The organism is Streptomyces sp. NPDC098789 (assembly GCF_044759975.1).
Lineage (GTDB): Bacteria > Actinomycetota > Actinomycetes > Streptomycetales > Streptomycetaceae > Streptomyces.
The window spans coordinates 547576-567723 of sequence record NZ_JBIWAJ010000002.1 but is presented as its reverse complement, the minus strand read 5'-3'; the positions used below and the strand labels follow the sequence as shown (position 1 = coordinate 567723).

The following is a 20148-nucleotide window of genomic DNA, read 5'->3' as shown; positions in this document are numbered from 1 at the left end:
GAACAGGGTAGTGACAGCGACTGACACTTCACAGACGGCCCAACAAGACAGTCACTGTCACGTCGGTCACAGGTAGCCTGACCGCCCACCCCGCCCCGCAGCCCGAAGAAGCGGCCCGAAGAAGAGGACCCCCGCGGTGATGACCGACCAGCGGACCGGCGCACCGACGGCGCCCCCCGCGCCCCCCACCCCGCCGCCGCCCGCCCCCGCCGGCCTGCGCGAACGCAAGAAGCGCCGCACCCGCGACGCCCTGCTGCGCGCCTCCCTCGTGCTCTTCACCACGCAGGGCTACGAGGAGACGACCGTCGACGAGATCACCGACGCCGTCGAGGTCTCCCAGCGCACCTTCTTCCGGTACTTCGCCAGCAAGGAGGAGGTCGCCTTCGCCGTCCAGGACCTGGTGGAGTCCCACTTCGTGGCCGCGCTCGCGGCCCGGCCGGCCGCCGAGGGACCGCTGGTGGCCCTGCGGGCCGCGGTGCTCACCGCCTGGGACACCATCGAGGAGGCCGTCGGCGAGGTGGTCCCGGTCGACCTGCACATGCGGGCCTACCAGCTCATCGAGTCCACGCCCGCGCTGCTCGCCGTCCACCTGCGCCGCTCCACCGAGCTGGAGGAGCGCACCGCCCGGCTGATCGCCGCGCGCGAGGGCCTCGACGTGGACGCCGACCCGCGACCCCGGGTCGTGGTGGCGGCGTTCTCCGGGGTGATGCGGGTGACCGGGCGGCTCTGGGGCCAGGGCGAGGACACGAGCGTCGCCGCGATCCGCCGGATGACGGAGGACTACCTCGACCAGATCGGCCCCGCCCTGGCCGCCGACTGGCGCCCGATTCGTACCTGAACGAGACGGTCCGCAACCCCTCGGTGACGGCCGCGCCCGAGGACCCGTGACCCCTGTCACCCGGCGTCCCGCAGGCCGGAATGGTCTCCTAGGCTGTCTCCCAGTGAACCTCTCCGGCCTGCACGGCCCCGCCTCCCCCGCCACCTCGCCCAGCCCCGGCGCGGTGCACGCCCTGCTCGCGCTCGCGGTGGTCTTCGTCATGCTGGCGACGACCGGCTGGACGGCCGTGCACCGGCCCGAGGAGAGCGTCTCCGTCCGCAGAACGGCCCTGGCCGCCTGGGCCGGCGCCCGGATCGGCGGCCGCCCGGTTCCGCCCGCCGACGCCCCCGTACGGACCGTCGCGCGCTTCTTCTCCGAACTCGACGGCGCGGAGCGGGGCCGGCTCGCCGACACCTATCCGCTGGTCGTCGGCAACCTCGACGGGGTACCCGCCCAGACCCGCTTCCGGGCCAACCGGCGCTCCCTCGTCCAGGCGGGCCGGACCGAGGAGGTCCGCTCCCAGGACGTGGCGCTGACCCCGGCCGACCGGGACGAGGCGACCCGGCGGCTGCACCGCCTGGAGTCCCTGGCCGACCCCTCGCGGCAGATCCTCGTCTTCGACCCGACCGGCGAGGGCCTGGTGGCCGAGGTCTTCGGCGACCTGGACCGGGCGCAGCGCGTCTCGGTCGTCGTGCCGGGCGTCGACACCGACCTGATCACCTTCGAGCGGTCCCAGCGCCGCTACAGCGCTCCGGTCGGCATGGCCGAATCGCTCTACGAGGCCGAGCGCGCGACCGCTCCGGACACCCGGACCGCGGTCATCGCCTGGGCCGGTTACGTCAGCCCCGACGGGCTCGGCGTGGACGCGGCCACCGGCCGGCTGGCCGCGCAGGGCGCCGTACGACTGGAATCACTGGCCTCGGCACTGCCCGGCGCGGCGCCGGTGACGCTGTTCTGCCACAGCTACGGATCGGTGGTCTGCGGGGTCGCCGCCCCCGACCTGCCGCGCCGGGTGACCGACGTGGTGGTCTCGGGCAGCCCGGGCATGCGCGTGCAGAACGCGGCCGAGCTGCACACCTCGGCGCGCGTGTGGGCGATGCGGGACTCCGGGGACTGGATCGCGGACGTGCCGCACCTGGAGCTCGGCGGGGTGGGGCACGGGGCCGATCCGGTCTCGGCCGCCTTCGGCGCGCGGCGGCTCTCGGCGGCCGGGGCCAAGAGCCACACCGGCTATTTCGAGCCGGGTACCGGCTCATTGGAGAACTTCGCGCGAATCGGAACCGGTTCGTACGCTTCCGCGGTATGCGCGAGCGGGGACGACTCCTGCCGACGGGGAATTTCCAGCACAGAAGCGGGCTGAAGCACGTAGACGGCTGGAAAACGACCCCCACAGTCAGGGGACGCACAGGCCCGCCGCCCTTTACGATGAGCCGCATGGGTGACGTACTGGCCGGAAACCATGCCGTCTGGGAGTTCGACTCGGACTCGGTGCTCATCCGCTTCGAACGGGGGATGTCCGCACTGCGGATGCCGCGGCTCTGGCATGCGCTGGGCCAGCGCCGCATTCCCCACGAGGCGTTGTCCGAGGTGAGCGTGACCGTGACCGCGGGCAAGCGGGACACGGTGGTCCTGCGTGCCGTCCCGCGGCCCGGGGCCGATCCGCTGATGGACGCCGCGGCGGGACAGCTGAAGGACCTCTGCGACCCCTACCGGCTGGTGCTGCCCGCCGACCGGGCGCCGCTGGCCACCGCGCTGGCCGACGGGCTGCGCGCCCGGCTTGGGCCGGACCCCGCCGAGCCGGCCCCGCGCTTCCTGGTCGAGGCACCGAAGCCGCCGCTCCACCTCAAGGCGTACGACGCCCGGGCGACCCTCGACGAGAGCGGGGTGGGCCTGCGCTGGTCGCGCACCGGCGCCTCCAGCACCAAGTGGAAGTCGGGCGACCGGCACTACCCGCTGGCCGCGCTGACCGGGGTCGAGTGGCGCACGCCGGAGAATCCCGGCGGATACCTGCGGCTCAGATCGCGCGAGGACGACGCGGAGGAGCGGGCACCGGAGCACGACCCGGCGACGGTGCTGTTCTCCCTGGGGTACGGGGCCGTGCACGAATCGCTGCCGTTCGCGGCGGCGGTGCTGGCGGCCGTGCGCAGCCGGACGCCGGTGGCGGCCGGCCCGCTCTCGGCCCCGTCCCCGCCGGAGCCGGACCGGATGCGCCACCTCGGCGAACTGCACGGGGCGGGGCTGCTGACGGACGCCGAGTACGCGGCCCTGCGGGACCGGTACGCGGCGGAGGCGTAGGCCACCGCTGCGTCGGGTCGGGCCCCGGCCCCGGCCCTTCAGGACTCGCGGGCCGCCGAGGTCGAGGTCATGTCCGGGTAGCGGTCGCCCGCGACGCGGGAGGCGATCGGCTCCAGCAGGGCCAGCTCGGCTTCCGTCAAGAGGATCCGGGTCGCCGCCGCGTTCTCCGCGAGGCGGCCCCGCTTGCGGGTGCCCGGGATCGGCACGACCGTCAGGCCATGGACCGACGCCCGCTGGTGCACCCAGGCCAGCGCGACCTGCGCCGAAGTGGCACCGTGCGCCGCCGCGACCTGGCGCACCGGCTCCAGCAGCGCGGCGTTGGCCCGGGCGTTGTCCCCCGTGAACCGCGGCTGGTAGCGCCGGAAGTCGCCCTCCGACAGCTCCGCACCGGCGTCCGCGAACGCCCCGGTCAGGAAGCCGCGCCCGAGCGGGGAGTAGGGCACGAAGGCCACGCCCAGCTCCGCCGCCGCGGCCACCGCGCTGCGCTCCACGTCCCGGCTGAACAGGGACCACTCCGACTGGAGCGCGGCGATCGGGTGCACCGCGTGCGCTTCGCGCAGCTCGGCGCCGGTGACCTCGCTCAGGCCCAGGTGGCGGACCTTGCCCTGGGCCACGAGCTCCGCCATCGCGCCGACGGACTCCGCGAACGGCACCCGCGGGTCGCGCCGGTGCATGTAGTAGAGGTCGATGACGTCCACGCCGAGCCGCCGCAGGCTGGCCTCGACGGCCTGGCGGACGTACGCCGCGTCGTTGCGCAGGCCCCGGTACTGCGGGTCGTCGGTCCGCTCGATCGCGAACTTCGTGGCCAGGGTGATCTCGTCCCGGTGCGCGGCGACGAACGGCGCGAGGAACTCCTCGTTGCGCCCCCGCCCGTAGACGTCGGCGGTGTCGAAGAGGGTGATCCCGGCCTCCAGGGCGGCGCCCAGGGTGTCGCGGGCCGCCGCCTCGTCGGTGTCGCCGTAGAACTCGCTGATGCCCATGCAGCCGAGCCCCTGCACGCCGACCAGCGGGCCGCCCTTGCCCAGTTCGACCCGGGCGATCCGGTCGGCCGGAGTGTTCGAGGTGCTCGGGGTGTTCCCTGTGCCTTCGAAGCTGTTCGTCATGACTGTGCCTTCCCCTGTCCGGTGTTCGCCTGCCCGGTGTCCGCGATGTCCGCGGTGTCCGCGTAGAAGCCGATCTTGTAGTCCAGTACGGCCAGCGCGTCCGTCAGCTCGTCGATCCGCGCCCGCACCTCCCGCCGCGTCCGCTCCAGCAGTTCCCGCCGCTCCCGGAAGGTGTGCTGCCCCTCGCGGACCAGTTCCGCGTAGCGGACCATGTCCGCCACCGACATCCCGGTGGCACGCAGCTTGCCCACGAAGGCGAGCCAGTCGAGGTCCTTGTCGCTGAACCGGCGCTGGCCCGAGTGCGAGCGGTCCACGTGCGGCATCAGCCCGATCCGCTCGTACCAGCGCAAGGTGTGCTGGGTCAGTCCGGTCCGGGCCTCGACCTCGCTGATCGTGTACCGCGTCTGCGACTGCGACTGCATCTGCGTCAGGCTCATGACCACCACGCTAAAACCCTTGAGTGCACTCCAAGCAAGTAGGCTCGGCCCCATGGAGAGCACGGAGATCATGGAGAGCCTGCGGATCGTCGACACCTGGCCGGTACCGACCGCCGCGGCGGCCGTCGTACGCGCCGACGGAACCCTCGCCGGCGCCCACGGCCCGGTCGACCACCGCTTCGCGCTGGCCTCCGTCACCAAGCCGCTCGCCGCCTACGCCGCGCTCGTCGCGTACGAGGAGGGGGCGATCGAGCTGGACGAACCGGCCGGCCCCGAGGGCTCGACCGTGCGCCACCTCCTCGCGCACACCAGCGGCCTCGCCTTCGACGAGCACCGCGCGATGGCCCCGGCCGGGGAGCGGCGGCTGTACTCCAACGCCGGCTTCGAGGTGCTCGGCGACCACATCACCAAGGCCACCGGCATCGCCTTCGCCGAGTACCTGCACCAGGCGGTGCTGGAGCCGCTGGGCATGGCCTCGACCACCCTGGAGGGCTCCCCCGCCAAGGACGGCGTCTCCACGGTCGCCGACCTCGTCCGCTTCGCCGCCGAGCTCCAGGCCCCCCGGCTGCTGGACGTCCGCACGGTCGCCGAGGCCACCGCCGTGGTGCACCCGGGCCTCAAGGGCGTCCTGCCCGGCTACGGCCACCAGTCCCCCAACGACTGGGGCCTCGGCCTGGAGATCCGCGACGGGAAGTCCCCGCACTGGACCGGCGCCGGCTCCTCCCCGCGCACCTTCGGCCACTTCGGGCAGGCCGGCACCTTCCTCTGGGTGGACCCGGACGCCCGCGCCGCCTGCGTGGCGCTGACCGACCGGCCCTTCGGGCCGTGGGCGGTCCAGGCCTGGCCGCCGTTCACCGACGGGGTGCTCGCCGCGCTGACCGGGCGCCGCTGAAAGGACGTTCGACGGCGGTGTCGAACGGGTGATGCCGCCGGGGCTATGACCCCATCCGACCCGATTGCCGGGACCCGCGTCCCGGTTCCGGCCCCGCCGCATCGATAGATTCCGGTTCCCATCCACCGTTGATCTTCGGGGAGAACCGGGTGCGCACCCGCAGCATCGTGGTGACGGCCGCCACCGCCGCCCTCACCACCGGCATCGTCGGACTGCTCGCCGTACGGGGGGTGCCGGGCGCCGCCCTGCGCACCGAACCCCTGCGGGCGAACGGGTCCGGCGCCTCCTTCGAGGACGGGGACACCGCCGGTTTCAGCATGCTCGCCGTCTCCTGGGACGAGCCCGACCGGGCCCTCGACGGAGAGATCCGGGTCCGGACGAAGTCCGCGCGGACCGGGGACTGGTCGCCCTGGACCGTGCTGGGCACCGAGCGGGGCGAGGGCGTGCGCGGGGTGTCCGAGCCGCTGTGGGCCGGGCCCTCCACCGGGGTCGAGGTCCAGGTCGCGGGCCACGGCGCCGCGCTGCCCGCCGGACTGCGACTGGACCTGGTCGACCCCGGAGCCGACCCGGCGGCACCGGACACGGACACGGGGGCCGCGGGGGACGCCGTGCCCGCCGCGTACCCGGCGGGCGCCCCCGCCGCCCGGCGCGACGGCGCCGCCCGCCCCGATGTGGTGTCCCGTTCCGGTTGGGGCGCGCGGGAACAACCGGGCAACGACCCCGTGTACGGCAAGGAGGTCAAGGCGGTCTTCGTGCACCACACCGCGCAGACCAACGCCTACGACTGCATCGACTCGGCGGCCCTGATGCGCGGCCTGCAGACCCTGCACGTGCGCACGAACGGCTGGAAGGACCTCGGCTACAACTTCGTCGTCGACAAGTGCGGCACCGTCTTCGAGGGCCGTCGCGGGGGCGTCGACCGGCCGGTGACCGGCGCGCACACCCTCGGCTTCAACACCGACACCATGGGCGTCGCGGTCATCGGCGAGTACTCCACGCAGGAACCCTCCGACGCCGCGATGACCGCGGTGGCCCGGCTCGCCGCCTGGAAGCTGGGCCGGTACGGGTACGACCCGCAGGGCAGCGTCACGCTGACGTCCGGGCTCGACAACGGCACGTTCCGCACCGGCGTCCAGGCGCGCTTCGAGCGGATCTCCGGCCACCGCGACGCGTTCGCCACCGAGTGTCCGGGCACCGCCCTCTACCGCCGGCTCCCGACGATCCGCTCCCGCGCCGCCGATCCGGCCGGGGACCCGCTGGGCGGTTCACTGGACGGGCTGATCGGTTCCCTCGCCGGTCACCACGGCTGAGCGGCGGGCCCTAGGGAAGTTCCCACAGGAGCAGTTCCCCCGGGGAGCCCGCGACGACCTCCAGACCGCTCTCCCCGGTGATCCGCACCGAGTCACCGGGCCCCAGCTCCACGCCGGGCGCGCCGTCGACCGCGCCGTCGAGCCGCAGGTCCCCGCGGACCACGTGCAGGTAGACCCGGGGCGCGGCCGGTACGGCGATCCGCTCGCCCGCACCGGGCCTGCGCACCCGGAGCGCCGCACCGGCGGCGGGCACCGCGTAGGGCGCGTCGTCCGGGACCTCGCGGACGATCTCGTACGCGGGCCCCTGCCCGTCCGGCCCGCCGGCCCCGCCGTCGCCCGCGCCGTCCGGGTCGAAGGCGTTCGTCGGGGTCAGCCACATCTGGACGAAACGGAGCGGCACCTGCGCGTCGTTGCGTTCGACGTGCCGGACGCCGTCGCCCGCGCTGAGCCGCTGCACGTCACCGGCCCGCACCACGGTGGCGTGCCCGGTGCTGTCCCGGTGGGTGAGCTCGCCCTCGGCGACCCAGGTGACGATCTCGGTGTGCCGGTGGGCGTGCTCCTCGAAGCCCGCGCCGGGGGCGAGGAACTCCTCGTTGCAGGCCCGGACCGGGCCGAAGCCGAGGTTGTCCGGATCGTAGAAACTGCCGAAGGAGAAGGCGTGCCGGGTGCTGATCCCGGCCTCCTGGTCCCCGCCCGGGTACCGGTCCGCGGCACGACGTACTTCCATCATGGGGGCCACCGTAGCGGCCCGGTCGCTCCCGGCCCCGGGGCCGGGCCGCCGACCCGGCACTCCGCGGCGGGGTCCGGATAGGGCAGTCTTGTCCCGTGCCCCAACCCGAACGTGAGCAGCCCCCCGCGCATCCCACGCACCCCGCCCACCAGGTGCATCCCGCCCATCCCCATGCGGCGACCCTGCGGCGGCTGGAGAAGTCCTCCGGGCGCCTCGCCGCGAACGCGATCGCCCGCATGGACGAAACGCTGTCGTGGTACCGGGCCATGCCCCCGGAGAACCGCTCGTGGATCGGCCTGGTCGCGCAGGCGGGCATCGCCGCCTTCACCGAGTGGTTCCGGCACCCGGAGACCCCCCAGGCGATCTCCACCGACGTCTTCGGGACGGCCCCCCGCGAGCTGACCCGGGCGATCACCCTGCGCCAGACCGTCGAGATGGTCCGTACGACGATCGAGGTCATGGAGTCCGCCATCGACGAGGTGGCGGCCCCGGGCGACGAGTCGATCCTGCGCGAGGCGCTGCTGGTCTACGCCCGGGAGATCGCCTTCGCGACCGCCCAGGTGTACGCGCAGGCGGCCGAGGCGCGCGGCGCCTGGGACGCCCGGCTGGAGTCCCTCGTGGTCAACGCGGTGCTGTCCGGCGAGGCGGACGAAGGCGCGCTGTCGCGTGCCGCGGCGCTCGGCTGGAGCTCCCCCGACCACGTGTGCGTGGTGCTGGGAACCGCCCCCGAGGGGGACAGCGAGCTGACGGTGGAGGCGATCCGGCGGGCCGCGCGGCACCACAAGCTCCAGGTGCTGACCGGGGTCCTCGGCGACCGGCTGGTCGTGATCGCGGGCGGCAGCGACAACCCGATGCAGGTCGCGAAGTCCCTGATCGGGCCGTTCGCGGCGGGGGCGGTGGTGGCCGGTCCGGTGGTCTCCGACCTGCTCAACGCGACGAAGTCGGCGCAGGCCGCCGCGGCCGGACTGAAGGCGTGCACGGCGTGGCAGGATGCCCCGCGGCCGGTCCTCGCGGATGATCTCCTTCCGGAGCGCGCGATCGCCTCCGACCCTTCTGCGCGGGAGCAGTTGGTGGAGGAGATCTACAGACCGCTCGAAGAGGCCGGATCCGCCCTGCTGGAGACGCTGAGCGTCTACCTGGAGCAGGCGAGCAGCCTCGAAGGGGCGGCCCGGATGCTCTTCGTGCACCCGAATACGGTGCGGTACCGGCTCCGACGTGTGACCGACGTCACCGGTTGGTCGCCGTCAGATGTCCGCTCGGCGTTCACTCTGAGGATCGCCCTGATCCTGGGGCGTCTGGCCGACGGCGAACAGCCGTCCTAGACTTTTGTCGGACATCAACAATTACCCCGACGGTTCTTCGTCCCTGTCCCCACGGGCGGCGCAGGCCGAACTCAAGAGAGAGTGTGAGGGTGCTCGTACTCGTCGCTCCCGGCCAAGGCGCTCAGACGCCCGGCTTCCTGACTTCCTGGCTCGACCTCCCCGGTGCCGCTGACCGCGTCGCCGCCTGGTCGGACGCCATCGAGCTCGACCTTGCCCACTACGGCACGAAGGCCGACGCGGACGAGATCCGCGACACCGCCGTGGCCCAGCCGCTCCTGGTGGCGGCGGGTCTGCTGTCCGCTTCCGCGCTGGGCTCCCCGGCCGCCTTCGGCGCGGTCGCCGGTCACAGCGTCGGCGAGATCACCGCCGCCGCGTACGCCGGTGTGCTGAGCGAGGCGGACGCGCTGTCCTTCGTCCGCACCCGCGGGCTGGGCATGGCGGAGGCCGCCGCGGTCACCGAGACCGGCATGGCCGCCGTGCTCGGCGGTGACCCGGACGTGGTCGTCGCACACCTGACCGCGATGGGCCTCACCCCGGCCAACGTCAACGGCGCGGGCCAGATCGTGGCCGCGGGCACCGTGGAGCAGATCGCGGCCCTGGTGGCCGACAAGCCCGAAGGCACCATGAAGGTCGTCGCCCTCAAGGTCGCGGGCGCCTTCCACACGCACCACATGGCACCCGCGGTCACCACGCTGGAGAAGGCCGCCCAGGCCCTCACTCCGGCCGACCCGGTGCTGAAGTACGTGTCCAACAAGGACGGGCAGATCGTCAGCACGGGCGCCGACGTCGTCGCCCGCCTCGTCGGCCAGGTCGCCAACCCGGTCCGCTGGGACCTGTGCATGGAGACGTTCGCCGCGCAAGGCGTCACCGGGATCATCGAGCTGTGCCCGGGCGGCACCCTGACGGGGCTGGCCAAGCGCGCCCTCAAGGGTGTGCCGACCGTGGCGCTGAAGACGCCCGACGATCTCGAGAAGGCCGCTGCGCTCATCGCCGAGCACGCGGTCTGAGAGAAGGAGCCCACACAGCATGTCGAAGATCAAGCCTGCAAAGGGTTCCCCGTACGCGCGCATCCTCGGTGTCGGCGGCTACCGCCCCACGCGGGTCGTCCCCAACGAGGTGATCCTGGAGACGATCGACTCGTCCGACGAGTGGATCCGTTCGCGCTCCGGCATCGCGACCCGGCACTGGGCCTCGCCGCAGGAGACCGTCGCCGCGATGTCGGTCGAGGCCTCCGGCAAGGCGCTGGCCGACTCCGGGGTCTCGCCGGAGCAAATCGGCGCCGTGATCGTCTCGACGGTCTCGCACTTCAAGCAGACCCCGGCCGTCGCGACCGAGATCGCGCACCGGATCGGCGCGGGCAAGCCCGCCGCGTTCGACATCTCCGCCGGCTGCGCCGGTTTCGGCTACGGACTGACCCTGGCCAAGAGCCTGGTCGTCGAGGGCTCGGCGCAGTACGTCCTGGTCATCGGTGTCGAGCGGCTCTCCGATCTGACCGACCTGGAGGACCGCGCGACGGCCTTCCTCTTCGGTGACGGAGCGGGCGCCGTGGTCATCGGCCCCTCGGACGAGCCGGCCATCGGCCCCACCGTGTGGGGTTCGGAGGGCGACAAGTCCGACACCATCAAGCAGACCGTGCCGTGGGACGAGTGGCTCGGCAAGGACGGCGGCGAGAAGTTCCCGGCCATCACGCAGGAGGGTCAGGCGGTCTTCCGCTGGGCCGTCTTCGAGATGGCCAAGGTGGCCCAGCAGGCGCTCGACGCGGCCGGGATCACCGTCGACGACCTGGACGTCTTCATCCCGCACCAGGCGAACATGCGGATCATCGACTCGATGGTGAAGACTCTGAAGCTACCGGAACACGTCACGGTCGCCCGCGATGTCGAGACCACCGGCAACACCTCGGCCGCCTCGATCCCGCTCGCGATGGAGCGGCTCCTGGCGACCGGGGCGGCGAAGAGCGGCGACACCGCGCTCGTCATCGGCTTCGGGGCGGGCCTCGTCTACGCAGCCACGGTCGTTACCCTCCCCTAGGGCCCGGGATCCTTTCCCGACCTGTACCACCAGAGTTAGCTATCTAAGAAGGAGCGCCACATGGCCGCCACGCAGTCCGAGATCGTCGAGGGTCTCGCGGAGATCGTCAACGAGATCGCCGGTATCCCGACCGAAGACGTCGCGATCGAGAAGTCCTTCACGGACGACCTGGACGTCGACTCCCTGTCCATGGTCGAGGTCGTCGTCGCCGCCGAAGAGCGCTTCGACGTCAAGATCCCGGACGAGGACGTCAAGAACCTCAAGACGGTCGGCGACGCCGCGGACTACATCCTGAAGCACCAGGCTGCCTGAGCCTGACGAGCGTTTGTCGCCACCCGGCGGTGGCGCCGTGACAATTCAGCACCCTCTTACACGTGGAGAAAGAATTCCTGTGAGCCCGACCAATCGCACCGTGGTCGTCACCGGTATCGGCGCAACCACTCCGCTGGGTGGCGACAGCGCTTCGACCTGGGAAGGTCTGCTTTCCGGTCGTTCCGGGGTCAAGCCCCTCGAAGGCGAGCGCTTCGCCGAACTCCCGGTCCGCATCGCGGCTCTGGCCGCCGTGGACCCGGGCGAGGTACTGCCCCGCCCGCTCGCCCGCAAGCTCGACCGCTCGGCGCAGTTCGCGCTGATCGCGGGCCGCGAGGCCTGGGCCGACGCGGGCTACACCGGCCCGGCCGGTGAGGACCCCGCGGTCGATCCCGTACGTCTCGGCACCGTGATCGCCTCCGGCATCGGCGGCGTCACCACCCTGCTCGACCAGTACGACGTACTGAAGGAGAAGGGCGTGCGGCGGGTTTCCCCGCACACGGTCCCCATGCTCATGCCGAACGGCCCGGCGGCCAACGTCGGCCTGGAGGTCAACGCCCAGGCCGGCGTGCACACCCCGGTCAGCGCGTGCGCCTCCGGCGCCGAGGCCATCGGCTACGCCGTCGAGATGATCCGCACCGGCCGCGCCGACGTGGTCATCGCGGGCGGCACCGAGGCGGCGATCCACCCGCTGCCGATCGCCGCGTTCGCCAACATGATGGCGATGTCCAAGAACAACGACAACCCCACCACGGCCTCCCGCCCGTACGACAAGGCCCGCGACGGCTTCGTCCTCGGCGAGGGCGCGGGCGTGGTGGTCCTGGAGTCCGCCGAGCACGCCGCCGCGCGCGGTGCCCGGGTCTACTGCGAGGTGCTGGGCCAGGGTCTGTCCGCGGACAGCCACCACATCGCGCAGCCCGAGCCCACCGGCCGCGGTGTCGCGGCCGCGCTGCGCAACCTGCTGGACAACACCGGTCTGGACCCGGCCGAGCTGGTCCACCTGAACGCGCACGCCACGTCGACCCCGCAGGGTGACACGGCCGAGCTGAAGGCCCTGCGCAAGGTCCTGGGCGACGACCTCGACCACATCGCGATCTCCGCGACCAAGTCGATGACGGGTCACCTGCTGGGCGGCGCGGGCGGTGTCGAGACCGTCGCGACGGTACTGGCGCTGTACCACCGGATCGCCCCGCCGACGATCAACCTCGACGACCTGGACGACGACATCACGGCGGACATCGTCCGCGGCGAGCCGCGCAAGCTGCCCGTGGACGGTCCGATCTCCGCGATCAACAACTCGTTCGGCTTCGGCGGCCACAACGTGTCGCTCGCCTTCCGCACTGTCTAGTGCGCCTAAACCGGCGCCGCTCTCGCGGAGCTGGTTGCTCGCCGTCGGAGTTCCTCAATTGATGGCTGAGGTGTTCGTCGTCGAGTAGTACACGCAGGTGAAGGCCCGCCCGGTGATCCGGGCGGGCCTTCACCTGTATACGCGGGGGAGGCTCAGACCACCTGGTGGAGCCAGCGCACCGGAGCGCCCTCGCCCGCGTAGCGGAAGGGTTCCAGTTCGTCGTCCCAGGCCTTCCCGAGCAGGGCGGCGACCTCCGCCTCCAGGTCGCTCTCGCCGAGGACGGACCGGGCGAGGGCGGCGCGCAGCCGGTCCTCCGGGATGAGGATGTCCCCGTGCATGCCGGTGACGGCGTGGAAGATGCCGAGTTCGGGGGTGGAGCTGTAGCGCTCGCCCTCGGCGGTGGGACAGGGTTCGGCGGTCACCTCGAAGCGCAGCAGGTGCCAGCCGCGCAGTGCGGAGGCGAGCTTCGAGGCGGTGCCCGGTTCGGCCTGCCAGGAGAACTCGGATCTCCATGTGCCCGGAGAGGCGGGCTGCCTGATCCAGTCGAGGTTCACCCGCACCCCGAGTACGCCCGCGACCGCCCATTCCACATGCGGGCAGAGCGCGCGCGGTGCGGAATGCACGTACAGAACTCCACGTGTCGTCACCGGGACCTCCAGTGTGGGACGAGGTCGGGAATAAACTCCAGAAAACGGACAGATTGTGACGTGATGTAATTTACCGGAAATGATCTGACATTGCGGCAAGGGACGTGCGGCCGAAACGCCACGGGAAAAAGCTACCGTGCGCCGGGGGTCGTGGTGTGACGTACGGTCGCTCCGAGCCCCGTAAACACACAGCTTTTCACTCAGCAGGACGCCCCCGGGTACGCCGGGCGACGAGGGAGGGACCTCACCCATGCGCACCACCACCTCCGCGCGGCGCCGCAGTCGGAAGTCCGTTCTGCGCGCGGGCGCGGCGGCGGCCGTGCTGACGCTGGGCGCCGCGGGCTGCCAGGACGGCGGGGACGCCGCGGGCGGCGAGCGCGGGGCGCAGGCCGCGCCGCGCTGGAACACCGCTCCCGCGTCGATCGCCGCCGTCGGGGACTCCATCACCCGCGGGTTCGACGCCTGTTCGGTGCTGGCGGACTGCCCCGAGGTCTCGTGGGCCACCGGCAACGATCCCGAGGTGCACTCGCTGGCGACCCGACTGCTCGGCGAGGCCCTGACCCCCGAACGCAGTTGGAACTACGCGGTCACCGGGGCCCGGATGGCGGACCTGGGCGGGCAGCTGACGGCCGCGGCCGCGCACCGTCCCGACCTGGTCACGGTGATGGTGGGGTCGAACGACGCCTGCCGGCCCACGGCTTCTTCGATGACCTCGGTCGCCGATTTCCGGGAGGGCTTCGAGAAGGCCCTGGCGGGGCTGCGCGCGGCCGCGCCCGAGACCCAGGTGTACGTGTCGAGCGTGCCGGACCTGCAACGGCTGTGGGAGCAGGGCAAGGGCAGCGCGATGGGCCGGCAGATCTGGAAGCTGGGGATCTGTCAGTCGATGCTGGCGGACGCCGAGTCGGTGGCTCCCGCGGCGACGGCCCGGCGCGAGAAGGTGCGGGCGCGCGTGGTGGAGTACAACGAGGCGCTGCGGCAGGTCTGCGCGAAGGACGAGCTGTGCCGCTACGACGGCGGCGCCGTCTTCCAGTACCCCTTCACGACCGAGCAGTTGAGCCACTGGGACTGGTTCCACCCGGGCAAGGACGGTCAGGCCCGCCTGGCGGAACTGGCGCACCGCCAGGTGACCTCGGCCAAGCCGCCCATCTGATCCCACCCGGCCCCCTCGACCGGCCCGTGGTCGTACAAAGGGACCGGGGGTGGGTGTCAGGGCCCGCCCCCGGTCCGGTTCATGGGTGATTTCCGGCCAGGCGGCCGTCGGCGGAGATCAGGCGCCGACCTCAAGGGTCGCGGTCAGCCGCGCGTCGACGTGGGAACGGCTCGCGCGCACCTCGTACGTCCCGCCCACGCGCCGCCAGGCACCGGCCTCCTCGTCCCAGATCTCGAAGGCCCGCGCGGGCAGCGCGATCTCGACCTCGACGCTCTCGCCGGCTTCCGCTTCCAGGCTCGCGAAGCCCGCGAGCCAGCTCGCCGGGCGTTCCACCGGGTCGCCCACGGGCGCCAGGTAGACCTGGACGACCTCGCGGCCGCGGCGGGCACCGGTGTTGCGGATCCGTACCCGGGCCGCGTCGGCGGTCACCTCCAGGGACTCGTAGGCCCAGTCGGTGTAGCCGAGGCCGTGCCCGAAGCAGAAGGCGGGGCTCACCCCGGCCTTCTCGTAGGCCCGGTAGCCGATGTGGAGCCCTTCGCGGTACTCCAGCCGCCCCTCCCCCGGGACGACTTCGGTGACCGGCGCGTCCGCGAACACGGCGGGCCAGGTGGTGGGCAGGCGCCCGCCGGGCTCGCGCTCGCCCAGGAGCACGTCGGCCAGCGCGGCCCCGCCCTCCTGCCCGGGGAACCAGGTCAGCAGGATCGCCGCCACCTCGTCCCGCCAGGGCAGTTCGACCGGGGAGCCGGTGTTGATGACGACCACGGTGTTCGGGTTGGCGGCGGCGACGGCGCGCACGAGGTCGTTCTGGCGCCCGGGCAGCTCCAGGTCCGTGCGGTCGAAGCCCTCGGATTCGACGCGCTCGGTGGTGGCGACGACCACGACGGCGGTGTCCGCCTCCCGCGCCGCGGCCACGGCCTCGGCGATCAGCTCGTCCGCGTCGCGCCGCGGCCCGAGGTGGAGCAGCGAGAACATGATCGCGCGCAGCGGCAGCGCGCTCATGTCCGGGACCTGATAGGTCAGCGAGACCTCGACCGGCTCGCCCGCCGCGAGGACGGCGCGGGCCCGCACGGTGGGCGCGCCGAAGAACGCCTCGAAGGGGTCGGCCTCGCTGCCCGGGAGCTGGGCGCCCTCCCAGACCGCCGCGCCGCCCACCGCCAGGGCGAAGGCGCCGAGGCCCCGGGTGCCGAAGGCGTGCTCGCCGCTCTCGCGGGGGACGAAGGTGCCGGTGACCTCGATGGAGGCCATCGTCGCGTACGTCACCCCGGCGGGCAGGTCGTCGCCGATCCACTGGACCTGGCCGGACGGCAGGCTGCCCTCGCCGATGACGGCGCCGGAGGCGTCCCGGCAGACCGCGCGCAGCTCGAAGCCGGCGTCGGCGGGGGTGGGCTCCTCGCTGGGGTCGGCGCCGACGCTGAAGGTCAGCGCGCCCTGCGGGAGGGCCGCGGTCAGACCGACGAGCGGGGAGACGATCCGCTCGGGGAAGACGGTGGCGCTGCCGCCGCCGAGGATCCGGGCGTCGCGGGCGGCGGCTCCGGACAGGGCGATCCTGGCGCGCTGCCCGGTCGCCAGCGGCAGCGCGCCGTTCTCGTTGCGCACGAGGACGATGCCGCGGGCGGCCAGTTCGCGGGCGAGGGCGTGGCCGTCGACGGCGGCCGGGGCGGTGGTGACGACGGCCGGGGCGCCTTCGAGCAGGCCGACCCGGGCGGCGAGGCGCAGGACGTTGCGCACGGCGTCGTCGACCGCGGACTCGGGGACCTCCCCGGCCCGTACGGCTTCGGCGAGCGGGGGCCCGTAGACGGTCTGCGGTCCGGGCATGGCGACGTCGAGGCCGCCGAGGATGTCGCCGGTGGTGGAGCGGGCGGCCATCCAGTCGGAGACGTTGGCGCCGTCGAAGCCCCACTCGCCGCGCAGCACCTCGTTGACGAGGTAGCGGTGCTCGGACATGAAGCTGCCGTTGACCTTGTTGTAGGCCGTCATGATGCCCCACGGGTGGGCGTTGGTGACGATGGCCTCGAAGGGCGCCAGGTACAGCTCGCGCAGCGGGCGCGGGGCGATCACGCTGTCGACGGTGAAGCGGTCCGTCTCGGCGTCGTTGCCGACGAAGTGCTTGACGGTGGTGCCGACCCCGCCGTCCTGGACGCCCTGGACGTAGCCGGTGCCGATGGCGCCGGTCAGGTACGGGTCCTCGGAGTAGCACTCGAAGTGGCGCCCGCCCAGCGGGGAGCGGTGCAGGTTGACGGTGGGCGCCAGCAGGACGTGCACGCCCTTGCGGCGGGCCTCCTGGGCGAGCAGTCGGCCGGCCCGGCGGGCCAGCGCCGGGTCCCAGGCGGCGGCGAGCGCGGTCGGCGAGGGCAGGGCGACGGACGGGTCGTCCGCGGTCCAGCGGACGCCGCGGACGCCGATCGGCCCGTCGGAGAAGACCAGGGAGCCCAGCCCGATCTCGGGGAGGGCGGGCAGCGTCCACATGTCCTGGCCGGCGAGCAGCCGGGCCTTGGTGTCGAGATCGAGCTTGCCGAGCGCGGCGTCCACCGCGTCTTCGCGGATCCGGTCGGCTCGGGGTGCCTGGGGGGTGGTGGTGAGGGCGTCGCCTGCCACGGCCTGCCTCCTCGTCGGGTGCTGCTGGGTGCGGGTGACCCCATCGTGGACCCGTTCCCTGTTGAACGGTAGGGTTCGTGATGTGTTCGTTATTTTATCGGCATGGCGTACGGTCCTGCTGGCGCGATCGACACGGAGGAAGGCGGGGCGGATGGCCAGGGCCAGGAGCGAGGAGCGGCGCGGGGACATCCTGCGCGCCGCGGTCGAGGTCATCGCGGAACGCGGCTACCGGGGCGCGTCCCTGGCCTCCGTGGCCGAGCGCGTGGGGCTCACCCAGCAGGGCCTGCTGCACTACTTCCCCACCAAGGAGTCCCTCCTGGTCGCGGTCCTGGAGGAGCGCGACCGCTGGGACACCGGCGGCGGCTCGCGGACCTCGGCCGAGCACTGGCGCCTGGACCTGCTGGCCTCGCTGGTGGAGTACAACGCGATGCGCCCCGGGATCGTGCAGACCTTCTCGGCACTGCTGGGCGAGAGCGTGACGGACGAGCACCCGGCGCGGGAGTTCTTCACCGCGCGCTACGCGCAGGTGCGCGGGGAGATGGGCGCGGCGCTGCGCGCCGAGTTCGGCGACCGGCTGCCGTCGGGGCTCACCCCCGAGGAGGCGGCCCCGCTGCTCACCGCGGTCATGGACGGCCTCCAGTACCAGTGGCTGCTGGCCCCGGAATCGGTGGACATGCCGGCGGCCTTCCGCTCCTTCCTGACCCTGCTGCGGGGTCCGGCCGCAGCGGACCCCGCCTAGGCCGGGCCCGCTCCGGCCGAGCCCGTTTCGGCCGGGTCCGTTTCGGCCGGGCCCGTTTCGGCCGGGCCCGGGGCGCCGGGTACGAGGTGCTTGCGGCCCCAGGCGCCCAGCGGGGCCAGCGCCCCGTTCAGCTCGACGCCCAGCGGGGTCAGGGAGTACTCGACCCGGGGCGGCACCTCGTCGTGGGCCTCGCGGTGCACGACGCCGTCGGCCTCCAGCTCGCGCAGCTGCGCGGCGAGCACCTTCTCGGTGACTCCGGGGATCAGCCTGCGCAGCGCGCCGAAGCGCTGCGGCGCCTCGCCCAGGGCCCACAGGATGAGCACCTTCCACTTGCCGCCGATGACGTCCATCGCCGCGTCGATCCCGCAGTGGCTCGATCCCGGCCTGTTCGTCGCCGCCATCCCGCGCCCTCCCCCTCGTCCGCGCACGTACCCGCAGGTGGGCACCCACCTCGGGGTAAGCACCCACTCCGAAGTGCGTACTTGATCATCTTTCGGCCCGCCCCAAGGCTAAGGGGCATGACCACGACACACACCACACCGTCCGCACCCACCCCCGTCACCCTGCTCGGCACCGGGGCCATGGGCTCCGCCCTGGCCCGCGCCTGGCTCGCCGCCGGGCACCCCCTGACCGTCTGGAACCGCACGCCCGCCCGCACCGCGGCGCTCGCCGCCGAGGGCGCCACGGTCGCCGCCAGCGCCGCCGACGCGGTGGCCGCGGGCACGCTGGTGGTCCTGTGCCTGCTGGACGACGCGTCGGTGCGGGAGGCCCTCGACGGGGTCGACCTGACGGGCAAGGACCTGGTGGACCTGACCACCGGCACCCCGTCGGCGGCGCGGGCGCAGGCCGCCCGGGCCGCGGCCCGCGGGGCCCGGTTCCTGGACGGCGGGATCATGGCGGTGCCGCCGATGATCGGTGTCCCCGCGGCCGGCGGCTACGTCTTCTACAGCGGCTCGCAGGAGCTGTACGAGGAGCACCGCGCGGCCCTGGAGGTCCCGGCCGGGGCCCGGTTCGTCGGTACGGACCCCGGTCACGCGGCCCTGCACGACGTGGCGCTGCTGAGCGCGATGTACGGGCTGTTCGCCGGGGTCTCGCACGCCTACGCGCTGGTCCGGAGCGAGGGGATCGCGCCCTCGTCGCTGGCGCCGCTGCTGTCGGAGTGGCTGGGCGCGATGGGGCACTTCGTGCCGGGGGCGGCCGAGCGGCTGGAGTCGGGCGACTTCACCTCGGGGGTGGTCTCCAACCTGGCCATGCAGGTGGCGGGCGCCCCGACGCTGCTGCGCACGGCCGAGGAGCAGGGGGTCAGCGCGGAGCTGATCGCGCCCTACCTGGAGCTGATGGCGCGCCGGCTGGCCGCGGACCCCGCGTACGGGGCCGAGGACACGGCCGGCGCGATCGGGCTGCTCAGCCTTTGAAGCCGCTGTCGACCCCGCCGGTGGTCCCACCGGCCGGGCGGCCGTATCCCGCGGCCTGGGCGCCGTACGCCGTGGCCGGCGGACCGTAGCCCTCGGGCGGCGGGCCGAAGCCCTGCGCGCGGCCGCCTTCGCCCGCATCGGTGCCGGGGGTGGCACCGGAATCGGGCTCCGGGTCCGCGGTGAGGTCCCGGACCATCAGGGTGGCGCCCGCGACCGCGCCGGGCATCAGGAACACCGCCACGAGCGGCACGATGAAGGCCAGCACCAGCGGTACGCCGAAGCCGAGGGCCAGCATCCGCCGCGACCGCAGCAGGGCGAGCTGCCCGGGGAGCTCCACCCGGCGGCGCATGAGGGCGACGCTGGTCAGCTCCTGGGTGAGGAAGTAGCCGGAGACGCAGAAGCCGATGGCGGGGACGACGGTCTGCCCGATCACCGGGATGAAGCCGAGGGCGAAGAGCAGGACCCCGTAGAGGAGCACCCGCCCGAGCAGCCGCAGGCTGTCGCGGGCCGAGATCCACAGCTCCCGCCACAGGGAGAGGCCGGACTCGGGCACCTCGCCGCCCTCGCCGCGGTCGACCTCCTCGGAGAGGGACTCGTAGAACGGCTGGCCGATCAGCAGGGTCACCGCGGTGAAGGTGATCACCGCGAGGAAGAGGCCGAGCCCGAAGACCAGGGCGGTCAGGAAGCCGCGGAAGACCGCGAGCCAGGGCGAGGACCAGTCGTCGGCGAAGGGGGTCACCCAGGCGACGAAGTCGTCGGCGCCGAAGCCGAGCCCGATCAGCGCGCCCGCGTACAGGACCAGGGACACCAGTCCCGGCAGCAGGCCGAAGCCGAGCCAACGCCCGTGTCCCAGCACCCAGCGCTGTCCGGCCAGTAGGTAGCGGAATCCCCCCGCAAGATCACTCATCCGGCCAGCTTACGGCGCGGGCCGCACCCCCTGGGCGGGGGTGCGGCCCGTGCTGCGTACTGCGTGGTCACCGCGTGCGTGCCGCGCGCATCGTGTCGCGC

The 20148-nt window shown here is 73.2% G+C and carries 20 protein-coding genes; 13 read left to right on the top strand and 7 right to left on the bottom strand.

From position 1 onward, the window contains the following. Window positions 1-139: 139 nt before the first annotated feature. The 3 genes from ACIQWR_RS06840 (at window position 140) to ACIQWR_RS06830 (ending at window position 3112) form a co-directional block, all read left to right on the top strand. The gene (locus ACIQWR_RS06840) at window positions 140-838 is read left to right on the top strand and encodes a TetR/AcrR family transcriptional regulator (protein WP_404005589.1); all 699 of its coding nucleotides are present in this window, start codon (window positions 140-142) and stop codon (window positions 836-838) included. Between the two features lie 199 nt (window positions 839-1037). Further along, window positions 1038-2177 carry an alpha/beta hydrolase gene (locus ACIQWR_RS06835; protein WP_404005782.1) on the top strand — a complete coding sequence of 380 codons (1140 nt, stop codon included), beginning with the start codon at window positions 1038-1040 and terminating at the stop codon, window positions 2175-2177. Between the two features lie 74 nt (window positions 2178-2251). Beyond that, complete coding sequence (locus tag ACIQWR_RS06830; RefSeq protein ID WP_404005587.1) at window positions 2252-3112, top strand: DUF4429 domain-containing protein; 861 nt, start codon at window positions 2252-2254, stop codon at window positions 3110-3112. A gap of 38 nt (window positions 3113-3150) precedes the next feature. Here ACIQWR_RS06830 and ACIQWR_RS06825 read toward each other — a convergent pair whose 3' ends face one another. Together ACIQWR_RS06825 and ACIQWR_RS06820 are read right to left on the bottom strand one after the other, a co-directional pair. Next, window positions 3151-4215, bottom strand: coding sequence for an aldo/keto reductase (locus tag ACIQWR_RS06825; protein WP_404005586.1), 1065 nt, complete (start codon window positions 4213-4215; stop codon window positions 3151-3153). Continuing rightward, window positions 4212-4652 carry a MerR family transcriptional regulator gene (locus ACIQWR_RS06820; protein WP_404005584.1) on the bottom strand — a complete coding sequence of 147 codons (441 nt, stop codon included), beginning with the start codon at window positions 4650-4652 and terminating at the stop codon, window positions 4212-4214. Before ACIQWR_RS06820 ends, ACIQWR_RS06825 begins: the two co-directional genes overlap by 4 nt. Before the next feature lie 70 nt (window positions 4653-4722). Here ACIQWR_RS06820 and ACIQWR_RS06815 point away from each other — a divergent pair, with 70 nt between their 5' ends. Both ACIQWR_RS06815 and ACIQWR_RS06810 read left to right on the top strand, forming a co-directional pair. Then, window positions 4723-5544: a serine hydrolase domain-containing protein gene (locus tag ACIQWR_RS06815; protein ID WP_399266319.1), complete on the top strand. Its 822-nt coding sequence runs from the start codon at window positions 4723-4725 to the stop codon at window positions 5542-5544. Window positions 5545-5693: 149 nt separating this feature from the next. Then, window positions 5694-6854, top strand: coding sequence for a peptidoglycan recognition protein (locus tag ACIQWR_RS06810; protein ID WP_404005583.1), 1161 nt, complete (start codon window positions 5694-5696; stop codon window positions 6852-6854). 10 nt (window positions 6855-6864) lie between these two features. Here ACIQWR_RS06810 and ACIQWR_RS06805 read toward each other — a convergent pair whose 3' ends face one another. Then, window positions 6865-7584 (bottom strand): pirin family protein, encoded by a 720-nt coding sequence (locus tag ACIQWR_RS06805; protein ID WP_404005582.1) that lies wholly within the window; start codon window positions 7582-7584, stop codon window positions 6865-6867. Window positions 7585-7679: 95 nt separating this feature from the next. On the opposite strand from ACIQWR_RS06805, the gene ACIQWR_RS06800 reads away from it, so the two are divergent. From ACIQWR_RS06800 to ACIQWR_RS06780, 5 genes are all read left to right on the top strand, one after another. Next, window positions 7680-8906 (top strand): PucR family transcriptional regulator, encoded by a 1227-nt coding sequence (locus ACIQWR_RS06800; protein WP_404005580.1) that lies wholly within the window; start codon window positions 7680-7682, stop codon window positions 8904-8906. 89 nt (window positions 8907-8995) lie between these two features. Further along, window positions 8996-9913: an ACP S-malonyltransferase gene (locus ACIQWR_RS06795; RefSeq protein ID WP_404005579.1), complete on the top strand. Its 918-nt coding sequence runs from the start codon at window positions 8996-8998 to the stop codon at window positions 9911-9913. A 19-nt stretch (window positions 9914-9932) separates the two neighbouring features. Continuing rightward, window positions 9933-10937, top strand: a complete 1005-nt coding sequence (locus ACIQWR_RS06790; RefSeq protein WP_399266018.1) for a ketoacyl-ACP synthase III — start codon at window positions 9933-9935, stop codon at window positions 10935-10937. Between the two features lie 60 nt (window positions 10938-10997). Next, on the top strand, window positions 10998-11249 hold the full coding sequence (locus ACIQWR_RS06785) for an acyl carrier protein (RefSeq protein WP_404005577.1): 252 nt from the start codon (window positions 10998-11000) through the stop codon (window positions 11247-11249). 79 nt (window positions 11250-11328) lie between these two features. Continuing rightward, a complete protein-coding gene (locus tag ACIQWR_RS06780) occupies window positions 11329-12594 on the top strand; it encodes a beta-ketoacyl-[acyl-carrier-protein] synthase family protein (protein WP_404005575.1) in 1266 nt (421 codons plus the stop codon). Between the two features lie 152 nt (window positions 12595-12746). Here ACIQWR_RS06780 and ACIQWR_RS06775 read toward each other — a convergent pair whose 3' ends face one another. Beyond that, window positions 12747-13241, bottom strand: a complete 495-nt coding sequence (locus tag ACIQWR_RS06775; protein WP_385776115.1) for a DUF3145 domain-containing protein — start codon at window positions 13239-13241, stop codon at window positions 12747-12749. A 250-nt stretch (window positions 13242-13491) separates the two neighbouring features. Here ACIQWR_RS06775 and ACIQWR_RS06770 point away from each other — a divergent pair, with 250 nt between their 5' ends. Beyond that, on the top strand, window positions 13492-14391 hold the full coding sequence (locus tag ACIQWR_RS06770; RefSeq protein WP_404005574.1) for an SGNH/GDSL hydrolase family protein: 900 nt from the start codon (window positions 13492-13494) through the stop codon (window positions 14389-14391). 117 nt (window positions 14392-14508) lie between these two features. On the opposite strand, the gene ACIQWR_RS06765 is transcribed toward ACIQWR_RS06770, so the two are convergent. After that, window positions 14509-16986: a beta-glucosidase gene (locus tag ACIQWR_RS06765; RefSeq protein WP_404005572.1), complete on the bottom strand. Its 2478-nt coding sequence runs from the start codon at window positions 16984-16986 to the stop codon at window positions 14509-14511. 151 nt (window positions 16987-17137) lie between these two features. On the opposite strand from ACIQWR_RS06765, the gene ACIQWR_RS06760 reads away from it, so the two are divergent. After that, a complete protein-coding gene (locus ACIQWR_RS06760) occupies window positions 17138-17725 on the top strand; it encodes a TetR/AcrR family transcriptional regulator (protein ID WP_404005571.1) in 588 nt (195 codons plus the stop codon). Here ACIQWR_RS06760 and ACIQWR_RS06755 read toward each other — a convergent pair. Then, complete coding sequence (locus ACIQWR_RS06755; RefSeq protein WP_404005569.1) at window positions 17722-18126, bottom strand: winged helix-turn-helix transcriptional regulator; 405 nt, start codon at window positions 18124-18126, stop codon at window positions 17722-17724. The genes ACIQWR_RS06760 and ACIQWR_RS06755 overlap by 4 nt on opposite strands. Before the next feature lie 117 nt (window positions 18127-18243). On the opposite strand from ACIQWR_RS06755, the gene ACIQWR_RS06750 reads away from it, so the two are divergent. Beyond that, window positions 18244-19140: an NAD(P)-dependent oxidoreductase gene (locus tag ACIQWR_RS06750; protein WP_404005568.1), complete on the top strand. Its 897-nt coding sequence runs from the start codon at window positions 18244-18246 to the stop codon at window positions 19138-19140. On the opposite strand, the gene ACIQWR_RS06745 is transcribed toward ACIQWR_RS06750, so the two are convergent. Next, window positions 19130-20047, bottom strand: coding sequence for an EI24 domain-containing protein (locus ACIQWR_RS06745; protein WP_404005567.1), 918 nt, complete (start codon window positions 20045-20047; stop codon window positions 19130-19132). The genes ACIQWR_RS06750 and ACIQWR_RS06745 overlap by 11 nt on opposite strands. Window positions 20048-20148: the final 101 nt, after the last annotated feature.